Annotated in this window: 35 protein-coding genes and 2 pseudogenes; 12 read left to right on the top strand and 25 right to left on the bottom strand. The window is 34.7% G+C overall.

Features of this window, described 5'->3' with window-relative positions; all coding sequences use genetic code 11:
• Positions 1 to 120: 120 nt before the first annotated feature.
• The gene (locus tag SCI76_RS21790; protein WP_028414900.1) at positions 121 to 669 is read left to right on the top strand and encodes a TetR/AcrR family transcriptional regulator; all 549 of its coding nucleotides are present in this window, start codon (positions 121 to 123) and stop codon (positions 667 to 669) included.
• 306 nt (positions 670 to 975) lie between these two features.
• Here the strand turns inward: SCI76_RS21790 and SCI76_RS21785 are convergent, their stop codons facing one another.
• The 10 genes from SCI76_RS21785 to SCI76_RS21740 all read right to left on the bottom strand — a co-directional run bounded on the left by SCI76_RS21785 (position 976) and on the right by SCI76_RS21740 (position 8,113).
• A complete protein-coding gene (locus SCI76_RS21785; protein ID WP_048019305.1) occupies positions 976 to 1,533 on the bottom strand; it encodes a sugar O-acetyltransferase in 558 nt (185 codons plus the stop codon).
• A gap of 168 nt (positions 1,534 to 1,701) precedes the next feature.
• Entirely contained in the window at positions 1,702 to 3,060 is a 1,359-nt protein-coding gene (locus SCI76_RS21780) for an SLC45 family MFS transporter (RefSeq protein WP_048019304.1), read from the bottom strand.
• A gap of 1,383 nt (positions 3,061 to 4,443) precedes the next feature.
• Complete coding sequence (locus SCI76_RS21775) at positions 4,444 to 4,857, bottom strand: helix-turn-helix transcriptional regulator (RefSeq protein ID WP_328179596.1); 414 nt, start codon at positions 4,855 to 4,857, stop codon at positions 4,444 to 4,446.
• 191 nt (positions 4,858 to 5,048) lie between these two features.
• Positions 5,049 to 5,201, bottom strand: coding sequence for a YjcZ family sporulation protein (locus SCI76_RS21770; RefSeq protein ID WP_013058439.1), 153 nt, complete (start codon positions 5,199 to 5,201; stop codon positions 5,049 to 5,051).
• Positions 5,202 to 5,485: 284 nt separating this feature from the next.
• Positions 5,486 to 5,593, bottom strand: coding sequence for a YjcZ family sporulation protein (locus SCI76_RS21765; RefSeq protein WP_081213975.1), 108 nt, complete (start codon positions 5,591 to 5,593; stop codon positions 5,486 to 5,488).
• 201 nt (positions 5,594 to 5,794) lie between these two features.
• On the bottom strand, positions 5,795 to 6,133 hold the full coding sequence (locus SCI76_RS21760; protein ID WP_063247130.1) for a CotD family spore coat protein: 339 nt from the start codon (positions 6,131 to 6,133) through the stop codon (positions 5,795 to 5,797).
• Positions 6,134 to 6,316: 183 nt separating this feature from the next.
• Complete coding sequence (locus SCI76_RS21755) at positions 6,317 to 6,505, bottom strand: hypothetical protein (RefSeq protein ID WP_028414904.1); 189 nt, start codon at positions 6,503 to 6,505, stop codon at positions 6,317 to 6,319.
• Positions 6,506 to 6,630: 125 nt separating this feature from the next.
• Positions 6,631 to 7,374, bottom strand: a complete 744-nt coding sequence (locus SCI76_RS21750) for an HAD family hydrolase (protein ID WP_048019302.1) — start codon at positions 7,372 to 7,374, stop codon at positions 6,631 to 6,633.
• Between the two features lie 216 nt (positions 7,375 to 7,590).
• Positions 7,591 to 7,773, bottom strand: a complete 183-nt coding sequence (locus SCI76_RS21745) for a hypothetical protein (RefSeq protein ID WP_013058442.1) — start codon at positions 7,771 to 7,773, stop codon at positions 7,591 to 7,593.
• A 133-nt stretch (positions 7,774 to 7,906) separates the two neighbouring features.
• The gene (locus SCI76_RS21740) at positions 7,907 to 8,113 is read right to left on the bottom strand and encodes a hypothetical protein (protein ID WP_028414907.1); all 207 of its coding nucleotides are present in this window, start codon (positions 8,111 to 8,113) and stop codon (positions 7,907 to 7,909) included.
• A gap of 186 nt (positions 8,114 to 8,299) precedes the next feature.
• Here SCI76_RS21740 and SCI76_RS21735 point away from each other — a divergent pair, with 186 nt between their 5' ends.
• The 4 genes from SCI76_RS21735 to SCI76_RS21720 all read left to right on the top strand — a co-directional run bounded on the left by SCI76_RS21735 (position 8,300) and on the right by SCI76_RS21720 (position 9,504).
• A complete protein-coding gene (locus SCI76_RS21735) occupies positions 8,300 to 8,464 on the top strand; it encodes a hypothetical protein (RefSeq protein WP_221832194.1) in 165 nt (54 codons plus the stop codon).
• A gap of 42 nt (positions 8,465 to 8,506) precedes the next feature.
• On the top strand, positions 8,507 to 8,713 hold the full coding sequence (locus SCI76_RS21730) for a hypothetical protein (protein ID WP_016766362.1): 207 nt from the start codon (positions 8,507 to 8,509) through the stop codon (positions 8,711 to 8,713).
• Positions 8,714 to 9,055: 342 nt separating this feature from the next.
• Positions 9,056 to 9,262, top strand: coding sequence for a small, acid-soluble spore protein, alpha/beta type (locus SCI76_RS21725; protein ID WP_407544305.1), 207 nt, complete (start codon positions 9,056 to 9,058; stop codon positions 9,260 to 9,262).
• An 83-nt stretch (positions 9,263 to 9,345) separates the two neighbouring features.
• Positions 9,346 to 9,504 carry a hypothetical protein gene (locus SCI76_RS21720; protein WP_196299089.1) on the top strand — a complete coding sequence of 53 codons (159 nt, stop codon included), beginning with the start codon at positions 9,346 to 9,348 and terminating at the stop codon, positions 9,502 to 9,504.
• 221 nt (positions 9,505 to 9,725) lie between these two features.
• Here SCI76_RS21720 and SCI76_RS21715 read toward each other — a convergent pair.
• Positions 9,726 to 9,827: pseudogene (locus SCI76_RS21715) on the bottom strand (esterase); the annotation flags it as partial.
• A gap of 266 nt (positions 9,828 to 10,093) precedes the next feature.
• On the opposite strand from SCI76_RS21715, the gene SCI76_RS21710 reads away from it, so the two are divergent.
• The gene (locus SCI76_RS21710) at positions 10,094 to 10,882 is read left to right on the top strand and encodes a hypothetical protein (protein WP_168761158.1); all 789 of its coding nucleotides are present in this window, start codon (positions 10,094 to 10,096) and stop codon (positions 10,880 to 10,882) included.
• A gap of 4 nt (positions 10,883 to 10,886) precedes the next feature.
• Positions 10,887 to 11,357, top strand: coding sequence for a hypothetical protein (locus SCI76_RS21705; RefSeq protein ID WP_328179594.1), 471 nt, complete (start codon positions 10,887 to 10,889; stop codon positions 11,355 to 11,357).
• A 195-nt stretch (positions 11,358 to 11,552) separates the two neighbouring features.
• On the opposite strand, the gene SCI76_RS21700 is transcribed toward SCI76_RS21705, so the two are convergent.
• Positions 11,553 to 12,071, bottom strand: coding sequence for a YfiT family bacillithiol transferase (locus SCI76_RS21700; RefSeq protein WP_328179593.1), 519 nt, complete (start codon positions 12,069 to 12,071; stop codon positions 11,553 to 11,555).
• 269 nt (positions 12,072 to 12,340) lie between these two features.
• Here SCI76_RS21700 and SCI76_RS21695 point away from each other — a divergent pair, with 269 nt between their 5' ends.
• Positions 12,341 to 12,571, top strand: a complete 231-nt coding sequence (locus SCI76_RS21695) for a hypothetical protein (RefSeq protein WP_155007738.1) — start codon at positions 12,341 to 12,343, stop codon at positions 12,569 to 12,571.
• Between the two features lie 79 nt (positions 12,572 to 12,650).
• Here the strand turns inward: SCI76_RS21695 and SCI76_RS21690 are convergent, their stop codons facing one another.
• The 3 genes from SCI76_RS21690 to SCI76_RS21680 form a co-directional block, all read right to left on the bottom strand.
• Positions 12,651 to 12,776 (bottom strand): hypothetical protein, encoded by a 126-nt coding sequence (locus SCI76_RS21690; protein ID WP_328179592.1) that lies wholly within the window; start codon positions 12,774 to 12,776, stop codon positions 12,651 to 12,653.
• Between the two features lie 51 nt (positions 12,777 to 12,827).
• Positions 12,828 to 13,142 (bottom strand): hypothetical protein, encoded by a 315-nt coding sequence (locus SCI76_RS21685; RefSeq protein WP_328179591.1) that lies wholly within the window; start codon positions 13,140 to 13,142, stop codon positions 12,828 to 12,830.
• Between the two features lie 487 nt (positions 13,143 to 13,629).
• Positions 13,630 to 14,211, bottom strand: coding sequence for a manganese efflux pump (locus tag SCI76_RS21680; RefSeq protein ID WP_034267523.1), 582 nt, complete (start codon positions 14,209 to 14,211; stop codon positions 13,630 to 13,632).
• Positions 14,212 to 14,330: 119 nt separating this feature from the next.
• On the opposite strand from SCI76_RS21680, the gene SCI76_RS21675 reads away from it, so the two are divergent.
• Positions 14,331 to 14,972, top strand: coding sequence for a DUF1232 domain-containing protein (locus tag SCI76_RS21675; protein ID WP_328179590.1), 642 nt, complete (start codon positions 14,331 to 14,333; stop codon positions 14,970 to 14,972).
• Between the two features lie 43 nt (positions 14,973 to 15,015).
• On the opposite strand, the gene SCI76_RS21670 is transcribed toward SCI76_RS21675, so the two are convergent.
• Positions 15,016 to 15,288 (bottom strand): DUF3973 domain-containing protein, encoded by a 273-nt coding sequence (locus SCI76_RS21670; RefSeq protein WP_328179589.1) that lies wholly within the window; start codon positions 15,286 to 15,288, stop codon positions 15,016 to 15,018.
• Between the two features lie 189 nt (positions 15,289 to 15,477).
• On the opposite strand from SCI76_RS21670, the gene SCI76_RS21665 reads away from it, so the two are divergent.
• Positions 15,478 to 15,822 carry an SPW repeat protein gene (locus SCI76_RS21665; protein ID WP_328179587.1) on the top strand — a complete coding sequence of 115 codons (345 nt, stop codon included), beginning with the start codon at positions 15,478 to 15,480 and terminating at the stop codon, positions 15,820 to 15,822.
• 240 nt (positions 15,823 to 16,062) lie between these two features.
• On the opposite strand, the pseudogene SCI76_RS21660 reads toward SCI76_RS21665, so the two are convergent.
• From SCI76_RS21660 to SCI76_RS21635, 6 genes and pseudogenes are all read right to left on the bottom strand, one after another.
• A pseudogene (locus SCI76_RS21660) lies at positions 16,063 to 16,936 on the bottom strand (GyrI-like domain-containing protein).
• Positions 16,937 to 17,185: 249 nt separating this feature from the next.
• Entirely contained in the window at positions 17,186 to 17,755 is a 570-nt protein-coding gene (locus tag SCI76_RS21655) for an MEDS domain-containing protein (protein ID WP_407544300.1), read from the bottom strand.
• A gap of 309 nt (positions 17,756 to 18,064) precedes the next feature.
• Positions 18,065 to 18,523 (bottom strand): GyrI-like domain-containing protein, encoded by a 459-nt coding sequence (locus SCI76_RS21650; RefSeq protein WP_048019290.1) that lies wholly within the window; start codon positions 18,521 to 18,523, stop codon positions 18,065 to 18,067.
• Between the two features lie 150 nt (positions 18,524 to 18,673).
• Positions 18,674 to 19,540: a pentapeptide repeat-containing protein gene (locus SCI76_RS21645; RefSeq protein ID WP_328179585.1), complete on the bottom strand. Its 867-nt coding sequence runs from the start codon at positions 19,538 to 19,540 to the stop codon at positions 18,674 to 18,676.
• 120 nt (positions 19,541 to 19,660) lie between these two features.
• Positions 19,661 to 19,852, bottom strand: coding sequence for a hypothetical protein (locus SCI76_RS21640; protein ID WP_048020446.1), 192 nt, complete (start codon positions 19,850 to 19,852; stop codon positions 19,661 to 19,663).
• Between the two features lie 160 nt (positions 19,853 to 20,012).
• Complete coding sequence (locus SCI76_RS21635; RefSeq protein ID WP_048020444.1) at positions 20,013 to 20,606, bottom strand: NAD(P)H-dependent oxidoreductase; 594 nt, start codon at positions 20,604 to 20,606, stop codon at positions 20,013 to 20,015.
• Positions 20,607 to 20,725: 119 nt separating this feature from the next.
• Between SCI76_RS21635 and SCI76_RS21630 the strand changes: the two genes are divergently transcribed.
• Positions 20,726 to 21,103 carry a helix-turn-helix domain-containing protein gene (locus tag SCI76_RS21630; RefSeq protein WP_013058468.1) on the top strand — a complete coding sequence of 126 codons (378 nt, stop codon included), beginning with the start codon at positions 20,726 to 20,728 and terminating at the stop codon, positions 21,101 to 21,103.
• Between the two features lie 127 nt (positions 21,104 to 21,230).
• Here the strand turns inward: SCI76_RS21630 and SCI76_RS21625 are convergent, their stop codons facing one another.
• The 3 genes from SCI76_RS21625 to SCI76_RS21615 all read right to left on the bottom strand — a co-directional run bounded on the left by SCI76_RS21625 (position 21,231) and on the right by SCI76_RS21615 (position 23,066).
• A complete protein-coding gene (locus SCI76_RS21625; RefSeq protein WP_048020441.1) occupies positions 21,231 to 21,416 on the bottom strand; it encodes a hypothetical protein in 186 nt (61 codons plus the stop codon).
• A gap of 254 nt (positions 21,417 to 21,670) precedes the next feature.
• Positions 21,671 to 22,453, bottom strand: a complete 783-nt coding sequence (locus tag SCI76_RS21620) for a GNAT family N-acetyltransferase (protein ID WP_048020439.1) — start codon at positions 22,451 to 22,453, stop codon at positions 21,671 to 21,673.
• 91 nt (positions 22,454 to 22,544) lie between these two features.
• The gene (locus SCI76_RS21615; RefSeq protein ID WP_221832181.1) at positions 22,545 to 23,066 is read right to left on the bottom strand and encodes a GNAT family N-acetyltransferase; all 522 of its coding nucleotides are present in this window, start codon (positions 23,064 to 23,066) and stop codon (positions 22,545 to 22,547) included.
• A gap of 151 nt (positions 23,067 to 23,217) precedes the next feature.
• On the opposite strand from SCI76_RS21615, the gene SCI76_RS21610 reads away from it, so the two are divergent.
• Positions 23,218 to 23,649, top strand: coding sequence for a hypothetical protein (locus SCI76_RS21610; protein WP_048020435.1), 432 nt, complete (start codon positions 23,218 to 23,220; stop codon positions 23,647 to 23,649).
• Positions 23,650 to 24,005 lie beyond the last annotated feature (356 nt).

The following is a 24,005-nucleotide window of genomic DNA, read 5'->3' as shown; positions in this document are numbered from 1 at the left end:
TGTCTATAATTATAAAAGCAAATAAAATCCTTTCAATCGTTAATTGAAGGCGATTCGTTGATTACTCAACAAATGAAGAGGTATTGTTGAATATCTTTTAAAAAAAGTGAGGTTTTTAAAATGGCGAAAGTGGATAGAAGAATACTAAAGAGCCAAGAGGCTATAAAAAACGCAGTGACTGAATTAATGACCCAAAAACGATTTGATGACATTACCATTCAGGATATTGCTGACAAAGCAAACGTTAATCGAGGCACGATTTATCTTCACTATATGGATAAATATGATTTATTAGATAAGATGATTGAAGAACATATGAACAACCTCGAAGAACTATGTCATTCGGCTGCTGATATGACGTTCCAAGAAGGAAATTATGTTTGGTTTGAATATTTTGAGCGTCACCATCTCTTCTTTTCAACCATGTTAGAAAGTAAAGGCGCTCATTATTTCCGCAGCCGTTTTCTCGAGTTAGTCATCCAAGAGTATGGTCCTGAAGTTGATACAACTGAAGGAGAAAACAAAGGGTTGCGTAAAGAGGTTGTTATTCAGTTCTTTGCCTCGGCCGTTGTAGGGACAGTAGAATGGTGGTTTAAAAACGGGATGCACGTTCCAACCGATGTAATAGCCGAGCAAACTGGCATATTGTTAGATCGGAATTTAGAATAATTTAACCCGTTTTACACGTACACATAAATGAAAATTCCCGCGCAGTGTAAAAATGGTAGAAAACATCCTTATTATAAGATCTTTTTAGAAAGCTGAGTTAGAGATGCTATGACTTGCAGTCAGATGAAGAGATCATCTCAACATAAAAGAACAGCACTAAACCTGCTGAGTATCCATAGGTTTAGTGCTGCTCGAACATTTTGTTTTTTAAAAAACAGATATTGATTTTTACAGAAAGATTCATTTCTATCGGGAATAACTCTTTATTTTTTAGTTAATTTATAAACAATGTTTAGCTAGTAAAAATTAATCCAACTTTTTTATAATTTTTGCGGGGTTCCCTCCCACTACTACATTATCTGGAACATCTTTTATCACAACAGATCCGGAAGCGATTACAGCATTATGTCCAATTGTAACGCCTGGATTGATGACAGCCCGTCCTCCAATCCATACATTGTCTCCAATTGTGACAGGCTTGGTATATTCAACTTCTGTAATTCGCTGTTCTGCATCCACAGGATGAGTATTCGTATAAATATGTACGCCTGGAGCCATCATACAGTTCTTCCCTATCGTAATTCGTCCTCCATCTAAAAGTGTGCAGTCAAAGTTCGCATAAAAATTTTCTCCTACATGAATGTTGTATCCATAGTCACATCGAAAGTTGGATTCAAGGTAGATACGTTCTCCAGTTGAACCGAATAGTTTTTTTATTAACTCTGTACGCTTTTCATAATCCGTCTCATCTGTACCGTTAAACGAACGAACGAGCCTTCTTGCATCTTCCCGGTCCTTTACTAATTCTTGGTCTGCTGGAAAATACAGCTCGCCATCCACCATTTTTTCTTTTTCAGTTTTCATTTATCTGCTCTCCATTCTTGTTCTTACATTTTTCACTAGATTGAATTCGTTTACATTTTATCATGATAATAGACTTAAAAATAAGATTTTTATAGGTCTGAGTCAACAGTTTGAAGACAAGAAACGTAAGAAATCACGTTACTCTTTTACCACGCGCACAGCTGCTGATTACTTTGAGTATGTTTCCTTAATAATTGAAACAGACACAGCTCCCGTAACAAGTAAAATACCTGAAATTAAAATCATCCCTGTCATAGACGATCCGATTGCTGGGAACAAAGCAAAACTCAAGCAAGAAGCTATAATTTGCGGTAAACAAATACTGCCATTAAATAATCCTAGGTATGTTCCCATATTCTTTCCTGACAAGGCATTGGTAAGCATAGTAAACGGAAACGTCATCATAGCAGCCCAAGCGATGCCAATTAAAATAAATGAAGCAATCAGCGTCCATTGATTGTGAATAAAAAAGACAGATCCAAAACCAATACCACCTAACAGTAAACTAAAGGCATATGCTGGCTTACGTTTGTTGTTGGCTACGCGGGACAAAACTAGTGACCAAATGACTGCGGCAATCGACTGTACAGCTGATAAAATGCCGAACCAGTTGCCAGCTGCTTGATAGCCTGAGCTAGACGGCTGATTCGTATACCAAACGTTTTCAGCGACTGCACCTGTACCGTATGTCCATAAATATTGAAAGCCCATCCAGCAGAAAAATTGAACAAGTGTGACCGTCCAAAAAACTTTTGGAGCGTTGCGAAGCAGTTTAAAAACGTTTACATTTTCTTTTGTAGCTTCATCTGGAATACCATGGTATGCTGCAAATTCTGCAGGTGAATATTCTTTTACTTTAAGTATTGTAAATAAACTACAAATAATTAACACAACGGCTCCAACATAAAATGAAATAACAACTGATTGTGGTACTACCCCTTTTGGTGCACTATTTGATACGCCTAATACCGTTAAAACAAAAGGGAAAATACAGGCTAGCACAGCACCGCTGTTTGATAGAAAACTTTGAATAGAATAGGCAAAACCTTTTTGCTCTTCATTGACCATGTCTCCAACCATCATCTTAAATGGCTGCATGGCTACATTTGATGATACGTCCATAAACAAAATAGTGATGGCGCCAAAAGTCATAGCAGCCACCGCACTAAAACCAAAACTGCCGGCGTTTGGCAGCAAACACATAACAATTACGGCTACAATTGCGCCAATCAGTAGATAGGGGATACGACGGCCAAGCCTTGGCATCCAGGTACGATCTGAAAAATAACCAACTAAGGGCTGAACCACTAAACCGGCCAACGGCGGTAAAATAAAGAAAAAGCCTAATGTAGTTGGATCAGCACCGATTGTTTGAAATATGCGTCCCATATTTGAACTCTGTAATGAGAATGCCATTTGTACACCTAAAAATCCAAAACTAATTAACCATATGGTACTGATCGGTAGATAAGGTAAGTTTGGCTGAACGCTTTTTTCACTGGTTTCAACGATTCTTTCTTCTAACATAACTGCCTCCTATGATTCAATTAATAGCCGCAAAAGATAAAGTGCTACGACATTCGTTGTGAACGTTTTCAAAACAACGATGAATACTGTAAATGTTAGTGTCTTTGGCTGGCTGTTTTCTATTTTGCTAGATTACCTCAGGAATACGGCATAACTAATAGTCCTGTCTAAAAATGCTGTTTGAGTATGTAAGAATTTTCACTATCTGCTCATCCGTAAGCTGCTGACTATCGCTTATACCTTCTTAAAAGTTTCATAAAATCTAATTATTAAAAACATTAGAATACTTTTATTTGAACATTATATACTAAACTAATAATTTAATGCAATCGTTTGCACAAATTATTTTTTAAATATTTAAAGACCTTCGAATCTCGTGACACTATGCGTACATACTCATTATCATTGCTTTAATATTTCTAAGTCAAAGGAGGCTTTACTCTTGAAATCTTATAAAAAACCCAAAGAATATACGTATTCCTTGGGTTTGAGTTCCTTTAATCCACTTAATTTCCTTCTGGAGCAATCCATAATAGAACAGAGATTATCTGTAATATAACTTTAACTGAAGGTTTTTGTAACCATAAGGATTATAAAGAAGATAACCGCGAAGAAAAATCCTTGACTGACAGGTCTAGTAGTCTTTTTATCTAAGGATTTTCGGGTAAATAGCTTGAAGAACAATGGAAACAGAATCCCTCCAATGATTGCTGTAATTAGTGCTTTAACTAACATCCGATACTCCTTTCTAAAAACTGTTAATATCCGTATATAGCTGGTTCAGTAGAGAAAACAACATCGCTCCATTTCCCGGGCAAATATTTTGGTAACCAATAGGAATGTTTAAGAATTGATCCCTTTAGCTATCACACTATTTTCTTACGTAAAAGGTTTTACAATTGAAAGCATAATAAACATGATAATCGCAAACAAAGCTCCCTGAAAAACAAAGTTTATTGGCCTATAAGTAGCTTCATTTGCTTTTAGAAAATACTTTGACCATCTTGTATGCATGATTACTTTTGCACATAGGCTAAATAACCCCCCCCAATGATTGAGGCAACTGCTGTTTTTAAGATATAAATTCACTCCTTTCTAAAACAATTAGAGGATACCCATAACTTAACATAAACACCTAAATCATACAAAAAAACCATAGAGTCGAAAACGTATGGTAATCGCCCGTAAACCATTCGTTTACAGACGAAACTGTGAATTAGACTACGAAATTTTGTGAAAAACCGCTCATTTCCTTACTACTAACATCTTTATCTATATTACTCATATTTAATAAACCCTCTAAAAGAAAATAATAGCCAATGTTAATGTTTGTATGACTACAAGTACAAAAACAGGCTTTAAGGTTCCTTAAAGCCTGTCCACTTACCTTTCTTCCTTAAAATCTTTTTTTATATTCCAAAACGTTTGTTTTAATTCGTTATAAAAAAGCATAATTGCAAACCCTAGTATCGAAACACAGAATGAAAATTTACCCAAGTCAAAAAATATTCCTATAAATACAATGATAATCCCTATGACGAACCCTGGAGTAGCTGGCTCCTCTTCCTCTCCATCTATTGCAATTTTCTTTTGAAACTTCTGATCTCCCTTAATCAATTCATCCAGCGTCACATTATAAAGCTCACTTAACTTAATAAGGTTCTCAATATCCGGATACCCTTTATTATTTTCCCACTTATAGACGGCTTGTCTAGATACATTCATTTCCCCAGCTAAGTCTTCCCTGGACATCTTTTTTTCTTCCCTTAACTTCTGCAGCTGTTCCCCTAAATTCACTCTCATCACCTCTAAGGCTTAGCTTACAATAAATATGTAAAAAATTCCATAAACGCTTAGTAACAAGCTGTAAACCATTGGTTAACGCGGCTAATACAAAGCGTAATCACTGGACATGTACAAATTCAACACAGAAAAAAAGCTAGCATAAAGCTAACTTTTTTAAGTTAGAGATAAAGGCAGGCTAATAATTAGCAACCGCCAAATCCTCCCCAACAAGCACAGCCAATAATGATTAATAAGATAAACAGCACGATAATTAAAGCAAAACCACTGCCACCGCCGTAACCGCAGCCGCCGCCATAACCATAGCCACAACCTCCGCCATAACCGCCAAAGAACATAAACTCCACCTCCTTCTTCTTCATACATTTAGCATATGATAAAAAACGAAATGTGCTCCACGAAGTGGATAGACTACGTTTTATACCACTATAAAAAAAACAATAACCTTTTAGTTTCTTTTACATACAATGAAGCATCCTCAGATCCCATATATGAGTTGTACACCCTCTGCAATAGAGTGTTTGAATTCCGCCCAATCAGTTCTATTGCGTATAAAAGCACTCCCTCACAACCTCGAATAAAAAAGTCTTTCTCAAATTAGAGAAAGACTTTTTTATTGTTATTAACAGCCAAATCCGCGACCGTAACAGCTGCATCCAATAATGACAAGAAGAATAAACAGAACAACTAATAAAGCAAAACCAGAACCAGCTCCACCATAACTAGACATACAAACACTTCCTTTCGTGATATTTAACTAAAGGAAAAAACTTTAAACTTACATGGGTTAAGGTATTATATGTAGACACAGCTCATATCGATTGGATTTTGGTCTAAAATGGGCTATTTTGTTTAACGATAGCTAAATAACATCCTAAATGTCACATAGTAAAAACCCTTCATTGTTAAAATGAAGGAGCTTTTTTGGCTATCAGCACCAAGGACGAGGTCTAGGAGGACAGCTTGGAGCACAAAAATGTTGGTGCGTTTCCTGACATACAACGGATTCTGTATGCGGGAATGAGTGCATATATTTATAATTTTTTTGATAAACATTTGTAGTATGACTCGGATGCACCACTGGCACAAACACATCTTGACCAGTAAAAGATGTATTTTGTTTAACTGGGTCATACTGAGCAGGCATGGTTTGAGGAGGCATTTGACCACAAGGTTTAGCTTGAGGATAACCGCAGTTACCTTGCTGAGGATACATAGCCCCGTGATAACCACCGTAATTAGAGTGCTGATAAGGATAGTTGTTTCTCATATTAAAAATCTTCTCCTTTCTGTTAGTAGACTCCTATTACTGTATGTGAAACAACCATAGAATGTTTGGACAAATACCTAAAAAAGACCCTAAATAGTTAGGGTCTTTTTTACTAAGAGAAAAAATGTCTATCCTTAGTAACATAGCTATGATACTAAGAAATAAAAGGTTTTTTAATGCCCATTATTCCTCAAGATTAACATCCATCGCTCCGTTATCAATATTATTTAAAATGGTTTTGTTTTTATCGTCTAATTCATTACGTAAAAGTGAATTACGCGTCGCTTCGTATAAATCGTAGCTTCTTTCATCAACTGGAGAATTATGATCTTCACATATCATTTTTTCTGATTCTTTGGATTGACCTCCCATATCAGTCACCTCCTCTGTATAGTATGTGAGTTGATTAGAAAAAACATAAGAGCTTTATCTGGCTACTGTTAGGTAAGGTTTAATCAACGGTTAGCTGTTTCTGTATATTTTGTTTACATATGACCTTAGGTGGACACAACCGTTTCTTGAGCGTGCTTTTGAATGATTTCTGGAACTTCCAGCAGTGAATGAACGGTTATCATTTTACCTTTTGGCGCAATATCAATTTCAACTTGGTTATAGCTCCACTCCAGTTCAGAAGGTACATGAATCGCATGTATCCCAACTTCTACTGCCGGTCTTATATCGGTTTTTAATGAATTGCCAATCATCCAAGTCTTTTTTGGATCGTACTTAATTTGGTTTAGTATCTCTTTTAATGCAGATTTATCTTTTTGTTCAGAAATGAATACCCTTTTTTCAAAATATTTAGCTAGCTCTAGCTGAACAATTTTTCTACCTTGGTTTTCCTCGTCTCCACCTGTGTGTAAGTAGAGATTATGTCCTTGTTCTTTAAGCTTATCTAATACTTCATACATATTTGGCAGAGGCTCTATCGGTACTTCAAATACACTTTGGCCAATTTTTTTGACTCTTTCGACTCTCTCGTCATGGATATCTTGATGATTTTGTTCACTAAAAAATAAATAAGTAGCTACTAATGATTCTGGAAAACGGGAAGAGTGAAGGCCATACTTTTCGATACTTTTTAAATCTATCTCTAACTGCTTTTGTTTTATTTCTTCCTTAGTCAGATTCTCAAACCACTCCTGCAATTGAGCCACAAAAGCATTTATGGTGTCTCTAAAATATTTATTACAGTGAACAAGCGTATCGTCTAAATTAAAAAGTAAGGTTTGCTTCTGCATTTCGTGAAATCCTTTCTACAATGGATGTACAGACAATATATATAAAAATACTAACCGCTTTACCTATCCACGCCTAAAACCAAGATGAATTTTCCAATACCTTAGGCACAAGCAATTGATTACTACACTGAAATGAAAATATTTAGTGGAAAGATCCTTCTAACATATAAAATAGAAGGATCTTTTTATAAAATAAAACGCTGCAGAATATTCCTGCTAATAAATATAACGTTCAAAATGTTCTCTATTCATATTTGTTTTGAACGTAGAGGTACTCAGTCCTGAACGATTTATTAGCGGTTGGCTACCTTCGTCTTCTTTAGGTATATTCATTTCAAGACCTTGTATAGTGAAAGGATCATACATATACGTTGTTCGTTCAGTTTCTGTATGCGACATTAACTTCACCTCTATTAATAGCCCTCATTTTTTTAAATCATGTTAACTCGTTTACAGCAAATCCTCTAATAAAAATAGCTACGTTTCATAGTTCTTTTCGCTAAAAAAGATCCGCCGATTTCTACTTTTTTTATTACGTTGTAATTTCTTGTGGCTCTTCGCCTTCAAGGTCAGTAAAGAAATTTTCTAAGGATTCCCTTGGGTCAAGAGCACGTCCGTCTTCTTCGACAATACGGTTAAGCGTAGGGTCATTATTGCTATCTTTATTTTTATAGTTGTTATAATCAACTCTTTCTGCAATTCCTGAATTATCAACGTCTTTAAAGTCTTTCTTTGGCATTAAAACACCTCCTGTCCCTATTGTTTGAAAATTTGAAGATAAAATAAGTGGAAGGTTAAGTTATATTTTTATTTCTCGGGAATTAATTAGATACTTGTTGCAAAGAGACATGTAAAACATGCTTAATTGTTTTATGAAATGGGGAAACTAAAGCGCCAAAACTTACTTTGCTGAGGAGGAATATAAGTGGAAGGAAACCCTAGCACAAGACAGTTTCAAGATGATCTAAAGCAGTATCAAATGCCAGATTCAGTAAAAAAACAAAAATCTGGAACTTATCGAGTTGGATTTGAATCAAACACTGGAATTGAAAAATTACAGAATCAGCAAGAAGGCAAAGAAAAGAAATAAGCTTGATCAATTTATGCTTTTACATGACGAGGAGGGTATCCCATGGATCAACAAAAAATGTTAGCAAATGAATTAAGTAACATGCTTACAGAAAATAAGCTGCCGATTACAATTGAAGAAGATATCCATGAAATCTGCAGAGGTTTACAATCAGGTGAAATCAGCGTGAATGATTTGAAGGAAAAAGATCCTTTTGTTGTAAATGCAGTTCAAGAAGCAATGGATAGAATCAATAAACCTAACTCTTAAAACAGATATAAAAAGCAATCCTTTGAGGCAGCTTTTTGAATATTGATTGTTTTCATCAAGCAAAAGACTAACTCTTTATAGAGTTAGTCTTTTTTCCTTCAAATAATATACCCATGAACATGAAAAAAGAATGACAAACGAATTGTCATTCTCCCTCCTACACATGGCAAGCGTTTAGTTTTTAGTCACAAGGAAATGAAACATCTAATCCCACTTTTTACAGTGTCGGTTGTTTCTAAAAATTAGTATGTCATCATAACAAGGAAATACACATCCATTATTTACCACGAATACATCTCTTCCACAATAGGAAACTTAAGAAAAACAAGGAGGTGACACAACATGGCAAACAACAACAGCAATAACAATGAATTATTAGTATACGGTGCTGAACAAGCAATCGATCAAATGAAATATGAAATCGCGAGCGAATTTGGTGTAAACCTTGGTGCTGATACAACTGCACGTGCAAATGGATCAGTAGGTGGCGAAATCACAAAACGTCTTGTACAAATGTCTGAGCAACAACTGGGCGGCGGACGTTTCTAAGACAACTTTATAATCGATGGCTGAAGGAAGAATGGATCTCCATTCTTCCTTTTTGTACGAATAAAAAAAGAAGGAGAGATTATATGCAGCAAAATCAATCGGCTAACGAAAATGCTGGTTTTACTGAAAAATCAACAGCTTCTGCAACAAATGCACAACAAGTAAAACAAGAAATCCAAAGAGACGTAAATGAAGGACAAGGTGCAATGACTTCTCGAGAAGCAGGCGCAATGCGCGATTAAAAAAACGCTTTAAGCAGTTTTTGATCACACACTCTTTGTATAAGAACCTATAAAAGTACCTCAATTAACCGAGGTACTTTTAGCAGTCTACTCTATTTCGACGCGGGAGATACTGTGACTTCGGTTGTGTTTCATCAGGTCCATACTGGTGAAACACAAAGGCAAACGGTCTAATCCCCAATATATAAAAGGCGAGCCTGCCTTGTCCACCTGAAAAATAATTAGTTTGTATTTTGTCCGTCGCCATTCAGCCCTTCTTTTATGTACCCGTTAACCTGACTATTTGAAAGCAACCCAATATATCCAATGCCATAAAGTTGAATATATTTCTATATCTTGAACAAACGAATCAAGACGCCATGAAGCATCTAACCACCTCTTTATTAACATAATACCAATTGTTAGAAACAACATGTAAAAAAAGGTCTCTATCGAAAAATAAAGAGCTTTTTCTTATCAACGAATTCTCTATTTTGACAAAGATTAAGTGTATATCAATGGATTGCATAAAATAAGTAAACAAGACCATATTAAATATGAATGATAGGTATAAAAAGTATATTTCCTTCCAAACCATAGGAGATCGTATATGAATAATTATAAAAATGACAATACTGCAAGACGCTACATTGCTCATGTCAGTATATTTGGAACGACGCAAATCCATTTAAGAAACCCCTATATTATCGCTTGGTGGTCAGCAGCTTTTCCAGGATTTGGACACTTGCTACTATCTAAATACCTTCGCGGCTTTGTGTTATTTGTATGGGAAGTCGTCATAAACCTTAAATCTAATGTGAATTTAGCTATGATTTATTCTTTTCAAGGAAACATTGATATGGCCAAAGACGTGCTTAATACAAGGTGGCTTCTTATTTATATTCCCGTTTATATTTTTGCTATATGGGATAGTTACCGAACAACCGTTGATTTAAATAGAATATACGTGTTAGCTGAACGAGAAAACCACCGGTTCAATACCTTTAGCCTAGGAGCTATGGAAATAAACTATTTAGATAAACGGAATCCCGTCCTATCCGTTTTTTGGTCCTTGGTGATGCCAGGTCTAGGGCAACTCTATATTCATCGCATCATCGGTGCTTTCTTTGTTATCGTTTGGGCAGTCGTTTTCTTTTATTATTCTCACCTGCTTGAAGGAATTTCTCTTCTATTTTTAGGAGAAATAAAACACGCTACCTCCGTTTTAAATAAAGAATGGCTGTTATTTTTCCCTTCCCTATATGGTTTTGCTACCTTCGACTCCTATATAAATACGGTTGAGAATAATAAACTTGCTGAAAGAGAACAAAAAATCTTCTTCGAAAAAATGTATCAACATCCAAGCTTTTGTATTGCGAAAGGAAAAAAGGTGGAGTGAAAACATGCAGGTCTTTTCTACATTTGAATACTCCAGTTACATAGAGTTAGCTGTTTCGGAGCTAGAGAGAAAAGGGATAAAGAAAGAAGATATATTTATTGTTCCTCTTAATAATCGAACAGAAAATCGCCGGATTTTTGATAGCCTTCATCGAGCAGATGGAGTTTCTCTTATTGATTTAGGAATGGCTTTAGCCACAGCCTTTTCCGTCATTGGTGCAAGCATTGGTTTTAAACTAAGCTGGGGGCCCATCTACTGGGGACTAATTAGTGCTTTTATCGGATTTATCTTAGGACTAGGAATTAAACTATTTATGTTTAAAGTAATCAAGAAAAATCAACGCCTTTTACGCGGCAAACATTCGGAAGTTATACTCATTGTGGATTGTCATACTGTGGACGCCGGAGTGGTTGAACAAACCTTGTGGGAAAACCTTGCCTTAGGTGTTTCAAAAGTCAGATCTGATGGCTTATAAAAATAAGTCATCACCCAGCGAGATACAGGATGAATGAATCACTATTTCAATTTTAGTAATAACTTCCTTAACGCATTGAGGGAGTTTCTCTGTTTTTAAGCTGTATATTCTTTAATTAACATAATGTCATGTTATTAGAACCAAAAAAGCTTTTAAAAAGAGCTTTTTTAGTTCTAACATATGTTAAATGCCTTTCTACCATCCTTTTTGATTTCTTAATGTCGTAATATGAGCAATATGATGCTTTCCATGCCAAGCGTAAGTGGCTATTAATTGCTCAATCGTCACTTTCCCATTTTCAGGATGGTGGATCATTTTCTTCAAATCTTTTTCATCAAGTGAGTTTAAAACTTTATGAAGACGCTTATGTAAAGCTGAAAAAAGTTGAAGAGAAACTTCTATCGGTAAATCATTATCAGGCAGAGTGGACCAAGCTACTTCATCATAGGCCTTAATAGTAGGTGCTTGCTCTGTTAAGCCTAATTTAAAACGAGTATAAGCATTCATATGTGAGTCAGCTAAATGATGGACAACTTGACTTAATTTCCAACCGCCTTCTCGATAAGGCGTAGCTAACTGCTCGTTTGTCAGCCCTTCTACAGCATAAGCTAATTGCTTTGGTGCATCTCCAATGTCATGAATCCAACCTTGAATATCTTCTTTCTGAATATTTTCCTTCACGGTAAATTTTCCAATAGGATATTGATTAAACATACTTCTTCCTCCCTTTCTAATTTTGTTACTATCTATTATATCAATTTTAAATATAAATAAATTCAAATATTCAGAATTAAATATAGGTGAAAAATTATAATTTATAAATATGGTGTGTACTTTCAGTTACCCTCATGTACCTTCTACGCAGTACAAAGACCTGCCTTTGCTATAATTCATGATAATTCCCCCCCTAAATTAGGCCGTTTTTAATAAAAACAATAAACATATAGAAAAACTTGCCGTAAAATTAAGTTGAGGTGAGTAAAATGAGCAGTGATTATAAAAGCTATTTCTACAAAAAGTTCTTTTTAATATATTTTATTACCCTTTCATTATTTATTATCGTTGATATTATAGAATCAGGAAGAATTACACTTTTTTCTTTTGCAGACAGCTGGAATTTCATTTTGTATCAAATTGGTTTTTGTTTAATTGCTATTGGCTTTTTTAGTGCCTTCCTTGCAACCTTATTATGGAAAATAAAAAAAGTTAAATAAATACGTCATAGCTCCCCACAGAAATAACAAAAGACCTTCAGCTATTAGAAGATCTTTTTTGGAGAGTTGCTTTAAGCGCTTATAATCTTGAGTGAGAATCATTGGTTTGCCTAATCACTTTTTCCACGATGTACTGATATCCATATAAAACAACGGCTAAAACCGTAGTCATCCCCCAGTACATGCTTGGCGACATCTTTTTCATTTTAAATATGCCCACTTTTTTCAAAGCGCCGCCAAAAGGGAAAATATTAAACTAGTCTAACACCGTATTGGCAAGTATGTATTTTAGAAAAGAGCCGTACGTTAGCTTAAATATCCAAAGCGTTCCTATTAAGTGCGGACCTAAAATATAAGTAAAATCTATAGGTGCTTTAGGAAATAAAGGATTATTATTTCTAAACCATTTTTTCTGATTGGCAATGACGGTAAACACAATGATGAATAAGTTAGCGAAAGTAGCTACAGGCAAAAAACGGACAAATGATTTTGTTCCTATAAAAGGCACGGTTAACCATGGAAAGATTAGCACGCTTAAAGAAATGATCAATTTTCTTTTATACTTACGCATGAATTGTCTCCTCAAACTTTATTTTCGTAAATATTATTACCTAAAATTGAAAATTCATGTAATATACCACAACGATTCCAGGCATAGAGAATGTTCTCTTTGCTTTTTCTTGTTTTATGCTAATTATCGATTTGGATCACATGCATAACTCTCCATACAGTCAAGCCAATGCCTTATCACTAGATATATTTTCAGCCAAAAGTAAGCTTTCTTCACTGCTTTGTCTAGTAGTTACCAATTGGCACAGAAGTATATTCACGTCTTGTAAAAGTCTAGCTAATGTCTTATCTAGGCACTATCCAGAAGTTACAGAAGATGAAACAGAGCGGATACGAAAAAACTTCATTTTAAGGAATAGAGATTTTAATTAAAAATTCATATTAAATATAAAAACAAGATGTATACGATATACGAACTTAATCAACATAATGTACTAACTTAAAACATAAGGAAGAGACGCCACTTGCTTTAAATGGCGTCTCTTCTTTTAGAATATTTGAGTAAAAGCTACAATTAAAATCGTAATCCCGCTGATTAACGTTCCAAATTGACCTAATGTAAACTTCCCAATTTGAACATTTGCTGCTTTTTGCCCCACCATTACTCCTAGCCATACCGTTATAAAACTACCAAATGCTGATGTGAGCGAAATAGCTAAAGGTGATAAACCAAGTAAACCCGCTCCTAGACCGTTTGTAAGTGCATTGGCTGAAAGTGCAACACCTAGCACACTGCTTTCAACCCAGCCAATATATCGTACGTTTTCTTGACCACTACTATCTAATTCATCAATTCCATTATTTTTTTGGGAACCAACTAATAAAATAATTCGAATTCCAATTAGCGTTAATAATACGACGGCTACAATAACATGGAACACCCCTGGTAAAATCGTTGAAAGCCATCGGCCAAACATAATCCCGGTCATGCTAAAGAGGAAACAAATAGCTGCTATTAATAAATTCGAAAGCCATTTTATCCTGATTTTTCGTACTCCATAAGATATTCCTACACCAAAGTTATCTATACTTGATGATAGAGCAAAACCTAAAATGAATAACCATTCCATTTTGTATTCTCCTTTTGATGATAATATTGAGGAAATTTGCTCACTTGTTGCATATATTGTTGATAAACCTTCAATAAAATGAGTACTGCGCGTTGAAAAATATAAAGAGGTGAATCGCAATGTCAAACATCCAAAATGACCAAAGCCTTGGTCTGTTATTAAGGTCTTTATTAAAGGAAAATGCTTTATCTATGCGGAAACTAAGCTCACTTACGGGGATTGATACGGCAACTATTTCACGGATTATAAATGGCAAGCAGCAAGCAAATCTACATCATTTAAAGCAATTTGCACACTATTTAAATAAGCCTCTTGAAGCATTGATTGATCCTGCTGAAGCTGTTTCAAACCATACAGAAAATGAACTAGAAACAGGCATTCATTACTCCATCGATAAAATTCAAGAAATACTTAAATCTTTTAATATAGCAGATACCAACTTTACGATTGAGCGTGTAAAACAAGAACTAACAAAATATAAGCAATATGCACAGACAGACGAAGGACACAGCATGATCATAAATAACTTTCAATCCAAAATAGAGCAAGTAGGAAGCGTTGGTACTTTCATCGACCAATTAAAGCAAATGTATCTTGAATATTGTAGCGAAGAAACCTCAGCCGCCAAGCGCTCTATATTGGGAAGTGCGCTATTGTATTTTATTTTGCCTACCGATATTATTCCAGACTACGTCTTTCCAATCGGTTATTTAGACGATGCAATAGCTGTACAACTAGTGATGAATCAACTTATGGAATAAAAACTGAGTTTTATTAAGGGAACTGAACGCGGCATGCCGCTATTTATTGTGAAAATGGAACTTTTTCTGAACCATGACGATGAGCAGGTAAATACTCTATTGCCTTCTTTAATTTAGATAATTCCTTTGGCACAACCTTTTTAATAATTTTTTCTTTTTTACATGGCTCACATGACTCATGGTTGCATCTATGTGCACACATACCTAAAGGGATTTTCTCTCCTACAAATGGATCTATATAGACTCCATTTTCAAATAACTTACTCTTAATAAGATATTCATTTTGCAATCTGCAGCAATTAACGCAATAGTACATTTGTTTTCACTCTCTTTCTTATACTTGATTTTGAAACATCTTATGAGAACTCATCAACAGAAGTGCTTGTTCCTACATGAAAAGTTGAAAAAATCTCAACAGGCGTTGATGAATACTCAACACACGTTACTTCCAAACATATAGTTTAATCATGACATCACTACGAGTGTCATAATTTGAGGGGGGATAATGATGAAAGCAAGAGGAATCGCTAACGCCGTAATTGGTATTTGGTTTGTTATGACCCCGTGGATGCTTGGGTTTTCATATAATGCAGGGGCTACGTCAGCAAGTATTGTATTTGGAACCCTTCAAGTGATTATGTCTTTTTGGGGAGTTACTAAACCCGGATGGAATTCATGGCAAAATTGGATTTCACTCATTACCGGATTATGGTTTATTCTTTTTCCCTTTATTTATTCATTAACAGACGGGGTGCTTTGGTCTAGCGTCATACTTGGGTTAATGACCGTATTACTTAGTTTATGGAGCTTAAACTCTAAAGCAAGATTAAAATTAAAAGCTGTAAGTTAAAAAGCGAATAATATTCCAGTGTTTGCTTAAACTACTCAAGATACCGCAACGTATCGACTATGTGAGAAATAATTCTCCTAGCAGAAAAGCTCCCTACGGAAATAGGGAGCTTTTTCTGCTTTTTATGTAAGGGCGGTACATATTTATTTAGTCAACGTAATGTAGTTGATAGAAAGCTCTAAAGTAGCAAAGGTAGATCACATTTGCAATCTACCTTTGCTCTCCATTACGGAGTCATCATTACTTTTTTAACACGGGTATCCATATTTCACTTTTAAAGGTTGGCGACGTTACATTTTTATGTTCATTCCATAAGATTTCCGGTCCTTCTACTTGTTCATAAGTTGAGGCCGGAAACCATTCTGAATAAATTCGTCCCCATACATCTTGTAATGTGTCAGGAAATGGTCCGACTGCTTCGAATACAGCCCATGTTCCAGCTAGCACTTCGAGTTGTACTAAATGATCGGGACAATCCTTAGTTGTGGCTACACCGATATAATGGTCCAGCTGCCCTTTTTCCTCCATTCTCCCTTCAGAAAAGTTCACAGATGCACTAAGCAAACCTAATGGTGTAACATTAGAAAGTTCTTTTAATTCACGTATTGTTTCATCGTTCAAGCTTTCCCACATAGCAGCAATCTTTGGATTGACTCCATGAAAGATTATTGGAACTCTTTCTTTAATACCGACTATATGAAAGTCTTCTTTTTTTTTCAACGCGATAATTCATCTCATTTCCCCCTTTAATTGATAACTGAAAGGTCATTTTTGGAAATGCTTTAAGTGAACTGCCGCTCTTTTTAGCTTCGAAAGGAGTTATACCATGCAAATTTTGAAAAGCTCTTGTAAACGAATCTGGTGAGCTGTAATTGTACTTGATCGCAACATCAATGACTTTGATGTTACTATCTTTAAGTTCAAATGCTGCAAGTGTAAGTCGTCTTCGGCGAATATATTCTGATAAAGTAATACCTGCAAGAAAAGAAAACATTCTTTTAAAGTGATACTCAGAGCAAAGAGCCAGTCTTGCTACTTCTCTAAAATCGATATCATTGGTTAAATTCTCCTCAATATAGTCTAAAGCTCTATTCATATTTCTAAGCAAATCCATTTATATGACCTCCCTTATTATCAGAATAGCAAGATTTGAATAGAGCTATCCTACATTTCATGCACAGTTATGCAGGCTTTTTTCTTCTGTTCATAAGTTTTCACAAACTTAAACAAGCTATTCAAGATGCAATTTTAGTTAACATAATAACTTTCGAAAACAATAAATAAAGAGCCTTAAAGTATAAGGCTCTTTATTTGTTCTCTATTCACCTGTGTTTTTATGAGCAAATCCCAACCAAAATAGCAATTACACTGCATCTGTCATTACATATAAATGGGATGGCGCAATTTTGTTTTCTAAAATTACGTATGGATGGCATTTCATTAAAGCGAGCTTAAGAACTTCTGGTACTCTCTCTTCATCATAAGCGCATACTAAATACAATCCGCCTTCATTTACTAATTTATCGGCTTCATTCTCAAACTCTTCTAGAATAGGTATAATTCCTTCTTGCTGTCCCCATTCTACATGAGCCCATATTTGAAAAGATGTATTGTTTTTATAGAAAGGATCTAAGTGTCTAGAAAGGTGTTCAAAGATTATGGCAGGCTGAAAACTTCCACTTGAACAGTAATAATCAAAATTATTAATAGTATGTATATAGGTTAATTGATCTTTAGTTAGAATTCCCTCTAATTTTTCAAAAATTAATGGAATTAATCTTTCACTTTCTATAACTAAAGTATGTCTCTTCTGTTCAATACCCGAAACAATATAAGACACAAGATTGTCTAAGTAACTTTTCATATCGTCAATATTGTAGTAAATATGAACGCTTTCATTATTCTGTATTAATTGAGCAAACTGATTTTTCAAATATGTACGCTCCCTTATATAAAATCAACCTAAATTTTAAGCCTTTTAAAATAGTAAATTATCTATTCATTAGAACAATTCTACGCTTTGCATTCTTGTCTGTCAAAGCTAGATGTTTTCCCCTTTGTTTTAGAGTGTACGGCTGCTTTTAGAACAGTGTATCCATATCGATTGCAAAGGGTATAACATTTGCGGCAATTATTCTGGTGCCTTGACTAAAGAATACTATACCCCTTTTCAAATACGATTAAACCCTAACAAGAAATAATGACAGAATTAAGTTTACTTATCCTTTCAAATAAAAAGCTGTTATTTTTTTAATGTTATAGGTACACAAATATCACAATAATCAATCTCATTGTTGTCACCATAATATCGTTCAAAGATTGGCCTCGGATCAACTTCATAACCCGCTTCTAACAAGGCAGAAAAAATGGTAGCCCACGCTTTTTGAATTTCTTCTGCAGTATGCTTAACTTTGTATATTGCATACTGTCCCCCTACTAATTGATCTTCACTAAAATCATCGTCAACGTGATATTCACTAGAAATGACGATACCGGCATCATAGCGACAATTCTCAGGAGCTGTTTCTTCAGGATTGTCCCGTGCGATGCTCAGAATTATTGAATCTTTAGTAAACAATCCCTTCTTTTTAGCCAAACGTTTTAACTTCTCCATCACTTTAACATTATGAGGACCATATGGCCCAACTTGTCTCACATATGCAATTCGGTAATTTGGTAAAGTATCAATCTTCATATTCATCTCACTCTGCCCCTTTTTCATCAATATTTACTACAATGAAAAGGTTATCACTATTTAAAAAGATAATCACTTAATTTTTCAAAAATTTACCATTTATATAAACACAGTTTATATAAGCGCGGTTCTAAGCATAAAAAAGGAGCTCAAGAACTATCGAACTAGTCCTTGAGCTCCTCCTTTTACCCAATGTTCTGGGATTGCTAAAGCAGACGGCAACTTTGTATGTACATTTCCCTTTGCCGCATTCACCTGTGCCTGAGTAAGAAAAATACTTCCTGTCAGGTCGGCACCGCTCAAATCAGCATCCCTAAAGTCTGCACCAATAAGATCAGTTAATCGGAGATCAGCAGCTCTAAGATCAGCAGCTATAAATAACGCTCCCTTTAAATTAGCTCCTCTAAAATTAGCTCTTCTTAGCTTAGCACCGATATAGTCACTACTACGCTTGAATTTCTTTCCCAACTTTTTATTAGATGTTTTAGGACGCACCAATTCACTTGTACGTACAAGCAAGTCCTTCACTTTCATTCGATGTTCATGTACATCAATTTTTAAAATATCCTCTGGGCTTTGTTTGATCAGGCTTTCAGTTTCTTCAAAAGAAATTTTCAAATCATTGTGAATTGGTTTTGTAGCTTGAAATTGGAGTGCCCCACTTAAATACCACAGCATTTCATGCAGTTGCTGAACAATAGGAAATACCTGAAACATTTCTTTAGCCCTTGTTTTGTTAGCTCTCCAATCATTTCCTATATATATAACTTGAGAAACTCTTTGACCTGCACCAAAACATTCATACCCCACACAGCCTTTGAATCCCGTAGTGATAAGGTTTTTATGAATGGAACATGAATAGTTTGACTGTAAATGACGACAAGGGGTCGCGCCATCTTTATTAAATGCGAAATCAGCAGATTGTGCATAAGGTAAAGCTACGCAGCACAAACCAAAACAACTTGAACAGTTGGAACGTAAATTATCTCGAATATCATTATTTATTTCTAATTTATTAGACAAAACAACCATTCCTCTCATGTTAATAGCGACAAAAAGGAAAATAAAGTTAATTTCACCTTATATTTAATGTGTAAAATACAGATTTTTTTTAGTGAATTCTTTCGTAACCCTTAAAGAAAGTTAACTATTTACAGTACCTTCTATTGCTAATAAATACATTATGCTATCAATCCCAAGCCCTGTATCTATAAGCACAGCTTTATTTTCTCCGATAAGCAAAAAAGAATGGACTTTTTCCCAATGCCTATATTCGCTAATGGCATAAGTTTTATCATCAATCGTTTGCACTGTAAACCAAGAATCTTTAATCATATAACAGGTAGTGACTTACTACTCAGTTCTATATTTATACGATTATGTCCTCTCAAAACCTTCAATTATTCAGAAAATAGAATGTATGCCATATGCTGCTTCTAAGTATTAAAAAGAGCATCTAATCACCACATTAGATGCTCTTTCTTTTTCCCTTTGTTTATTCATTAACAGACAAGGTATTTTCGTCTAGCTGTTTTAAATAATTACGAAAACGAATTTTCGGATTTAATTCTGTATTTGTAATATGCTTTACATAGCGAATTGAACTTTGACTAATATCATAGTCACTAATTTTATTGGAACGATATTCTACAAAAGGAGGAAGGTAGGTCATGCCAACTAAACTAGCAGATGCCTGGAACGGCTTTGTTATTTCGCTTACTGAAAATAAATTATACCCACCCGCTTGATAAGAATGTTCAGGCGAACCGATGGAAATAGCCAGCACCCACTCCTTTCCCGTCAGCTTCGTTCCACCAGGACCATGAGCCCATCCAAAGGTAAACACTTCATCAAACCACTGTTTTAAAAGTGGCGGACTGCTGTACCAGTACAATGGAAACTGAAAAACAATACGATCATGAGCAAGAAGCAGCTGCTGTTCAAACTTCACATCAATGGGTTGATCACAATATGTTTCATACAGATCATGAACCGTTACATCCGTTTGATTCAAAGCTGATTCCTTCCATTTTTTATTTACTCGAGAAGATTCAATATGTGGATGTGCAATGAGTACTAATGTTTTCATATATAGACCTCCTTGTTATTTTTGGTATGATTATATTGTATATTTTGTAATAAATTAGAGGAAGTACGCACATTAATTAAACATAGTATAAAACTGTATACTACAGGGAGTGAAAATGGATGAGAAACCAAAAAGTAGGCTTTGACTATTCCCCCAGTAAAGTCGGGTGCCCGGTCGAAACCACATTAGACGTAATAGGTGGAAAATGGAAAGGAATTATACTTTATCATCTCATTGATGGAAAGAAACGTTTTAATGAGTTCCGAAAACTATATCCTGCCATTACACAGCGCATGCTGACTTTACAATTAAGAGAGTTAGAAAAAGACGGGATTGTTCACCGTGAAATCTATAAAGAAATCCCCCCAAAAGTAGAGTACTCCCTAACCGAATTCGGAAGATCTCTCGAACCAATCATTTTGCTTATGAAAGACTGGGGAGAAACGCATAAGAACAGAATTATTAATGCGAGAGCAATAGAAAAAGAAGAAATTTAAATATAAATTATATTTATTAATAGATTCGTGTACTTTAGATATGGCCTCCTATACACGAGTAGTTACTGTAATGTAATAAGCTAAAAAAGTGCTTGGATAAATATTATCCAAGCACTTAAAAAATTAATTATGTATGACTTTTCTTTTTAATTTGTACACCTGTATAAATAGAATTACCTGTTAATATTGCGGTTCCTAGAAGCCAGCCCACCGTAGGAGAATACTCGAATACATCTTTCAAAGCCATCCCTAAAGAAATGGCTGCTATTCCTAGCATTAATAAAAATACAGTAATGCTTTGCTGTTTTTGCATATATACCACCTCAGATGCTTTTCTTCTAATCTAATCATTGTTTTCCTGGTTGCTCTTTTTTCCCTACAATCCAAGCTAAAGATAAAATTGAAACAGTTACAACTACTGCCGTCAACATCCCTATATCCCCCTCTTATTCCTTATAATTACATTGTAACATACTTTTAGAACAGTGCTTACACATGCTTATTCTATCTAGACTTTGTTGCTTTAAAAGTATAATCGGTACAAAAAAGCCCTATTTTTAGGGCTTTTCATTTTAATACATATAAAGCGTACCTCTCTTCATTAGAAAATCCAAGTTTACTAGCTAATACTTTTGACGCTTCATTATTATTATCGCAATCCCAAGCAGGCATAACGCTCTTTTCTAAACACTTTTTTATAAACTCTTGACCTACTATTCTTCCCAGTCCCTGTCCTCTATAGCTAGGATTAGTCACAATATCGATTTCAGCTATTGTTCCACTATGAAAGATCGACACACATTCAGCGACAATATTTTCTTTATGGATAACACAAACGCCTAATCCGTTTTTCAGAAAATGACTTTCTGATCCCCAGTAATCCACTATATATGATTCATTAAAATTCTTACTTTTTCTTAAAGCGTCGGAGTTAAAATCTTTTAACTCATAAAGATCGGGAAGATTATACTGAGAAGGAACTTTTGAAGGAACAAATCTATACTTAGAACGCATCATTTTCTTTAGGTAAGGTTGGAAAGTCTCGTCAAAAAAAGCCTCCCAGTCGGCCGATGGAGTAAAAACAGTAAAACGTTTTTCCTTACCATAAACATTCTCAACGAAGTAACGATAGAGAGAATTATTAAACACTAAGTCATTTCCTTGACCAAATACGTAATAGTCGCCTGCACGTATTCTAAGAAATCCTGATGTTGGCTTCATACTATTATTTACGTACACAGATCCTTCAATCACATGATTAACGACAGAAAAAGCAAATGTAGGAGTCTTAAATGATGCTTTTAAAATGTTGTGTATCTTATGATAATCTTTTGGTTCTAAACAATGCATTTGATCTCCCTCCTTAATAAAGTATTTGTTTATCTATTTCTTTCTAGTTAACACAAAACATGTCCTAGGCTATTTAAAAAATTAACTGCCGCTATCCTTCTTTAGTAAGTACATAAGAAGGATGTTGCAACCCCGTAGGTTTATAAAACTCATCATGCGTGTATTTAAACCCTAATTTATTAAGTAATTTTGCAGAGCCTCTATTTTTAGGATTATGCCCCGCAAATAAACTGTTTACCTCAAGGTTAGTAAAAGAGTAATCTATGACTGCTTGACTTGCTTCTTGAGCTATTCCCTTTCCCCAATAAGCACGTTTTAAGTGTATGCCAAACTCTAGAGTTTTACCTTGAATATTGTAAGGTCGCACACCGCAGCAACCTACATGTTCGTTCGTTTGGAGTAAAAAAACAGGCCAGTACTGAATGTTATGTTGACGATACATATCTATTTCTCTATCAAGTCTATTTCGTACTTCCTCGACAGACATTTTTCCATTTGCCACAATAAATTTCGTTACGTTTTCATCTCGCCAAAGAGAGTTTGCATATTTAACATCATCACTATGCCAAATGGAAAATCCTAACCTTTTCGTTTTCAAGAAATACTCTCTCATATACGTATCCTCTTCTCTTTTTACGTTTATATATTTGTTAATTAATACCACACAAGATTATTTTACTGTAAACTGAATACTATACTTTTTAGATTTACCAATATCTAATTTATTAAAATATCGTAAATCAACATTTTAATAGGAGGAACTTATGATATCACTTCATAGAAATTTAAAATTGCGTGATTTAGAAATCTTCCATGTATCAAGAAATGGAAGAATTATATCTTATGTAGTTATTGAAGACACTCGAAATCCATTTACAGAAGAAGATAAAAAACTAGATCCATTATGTTATATGGATGCAGAAGATATTGACGCGATTTTAAACGTTTTTAGGATTTCGATCATTAATGATGAAAAATTAAACGAAGAAGATTCAGACCTTATAACGTCGTTCTTTTCAGACTTTGTTAATAATACAAATTTAACAAACTTTATTATTAAGGAATACATTCAAGAAGATTTGTATGATCATGAAGTTAATCTAAAGTTCTTCAATAAAATATTAAAAAACGTAGGCTCAAATTATAGTATTGAAGAATTTGATGAAATCAACTGGATTTATTTATCTCAGGATTAAGACCGTGTACACAAACCACCCTCTTAGGCACACAGCAAAAAAGAGAACCCTTAGGGAAGTAAGAGTTCTGAAAAAGTCACTTTTATAGAATATGCAGCTTTTTATACATCCTTCATTTAGTTGATTTTTCATTAGGAGGACCAATTAAATCGATGAATTAAAAGTGCACCTCTTATTCATATGTTAGAACACATCAAAAGTATTATTTATATTTTAAAATATGTTATAGTTTAATTCCAATAATCGTTCATACTTGAATACGTGTGAATGAACCCTTGTAAAAAGCAGCCTCGCTTGCCAATGCCGAGGCTGCTTTTTCTTATTTCTTAAGGACTTTTGTCTTAAAAATGGATGTA

The sequence above is a fragment of the Priestia sp. HNGD-A6 genome, from assembly GCF_045784335.1.
Lineage (GTDB): Bacteria > Bacillota > Bacilli > Bacillales > Bacillaceae_H > Priestia > Priestia zanthoxyli.
Note: the sequence above shows the minus strand (reverse complement) of the source record. Positions and strands in the feature narration are given on the sequence as shown.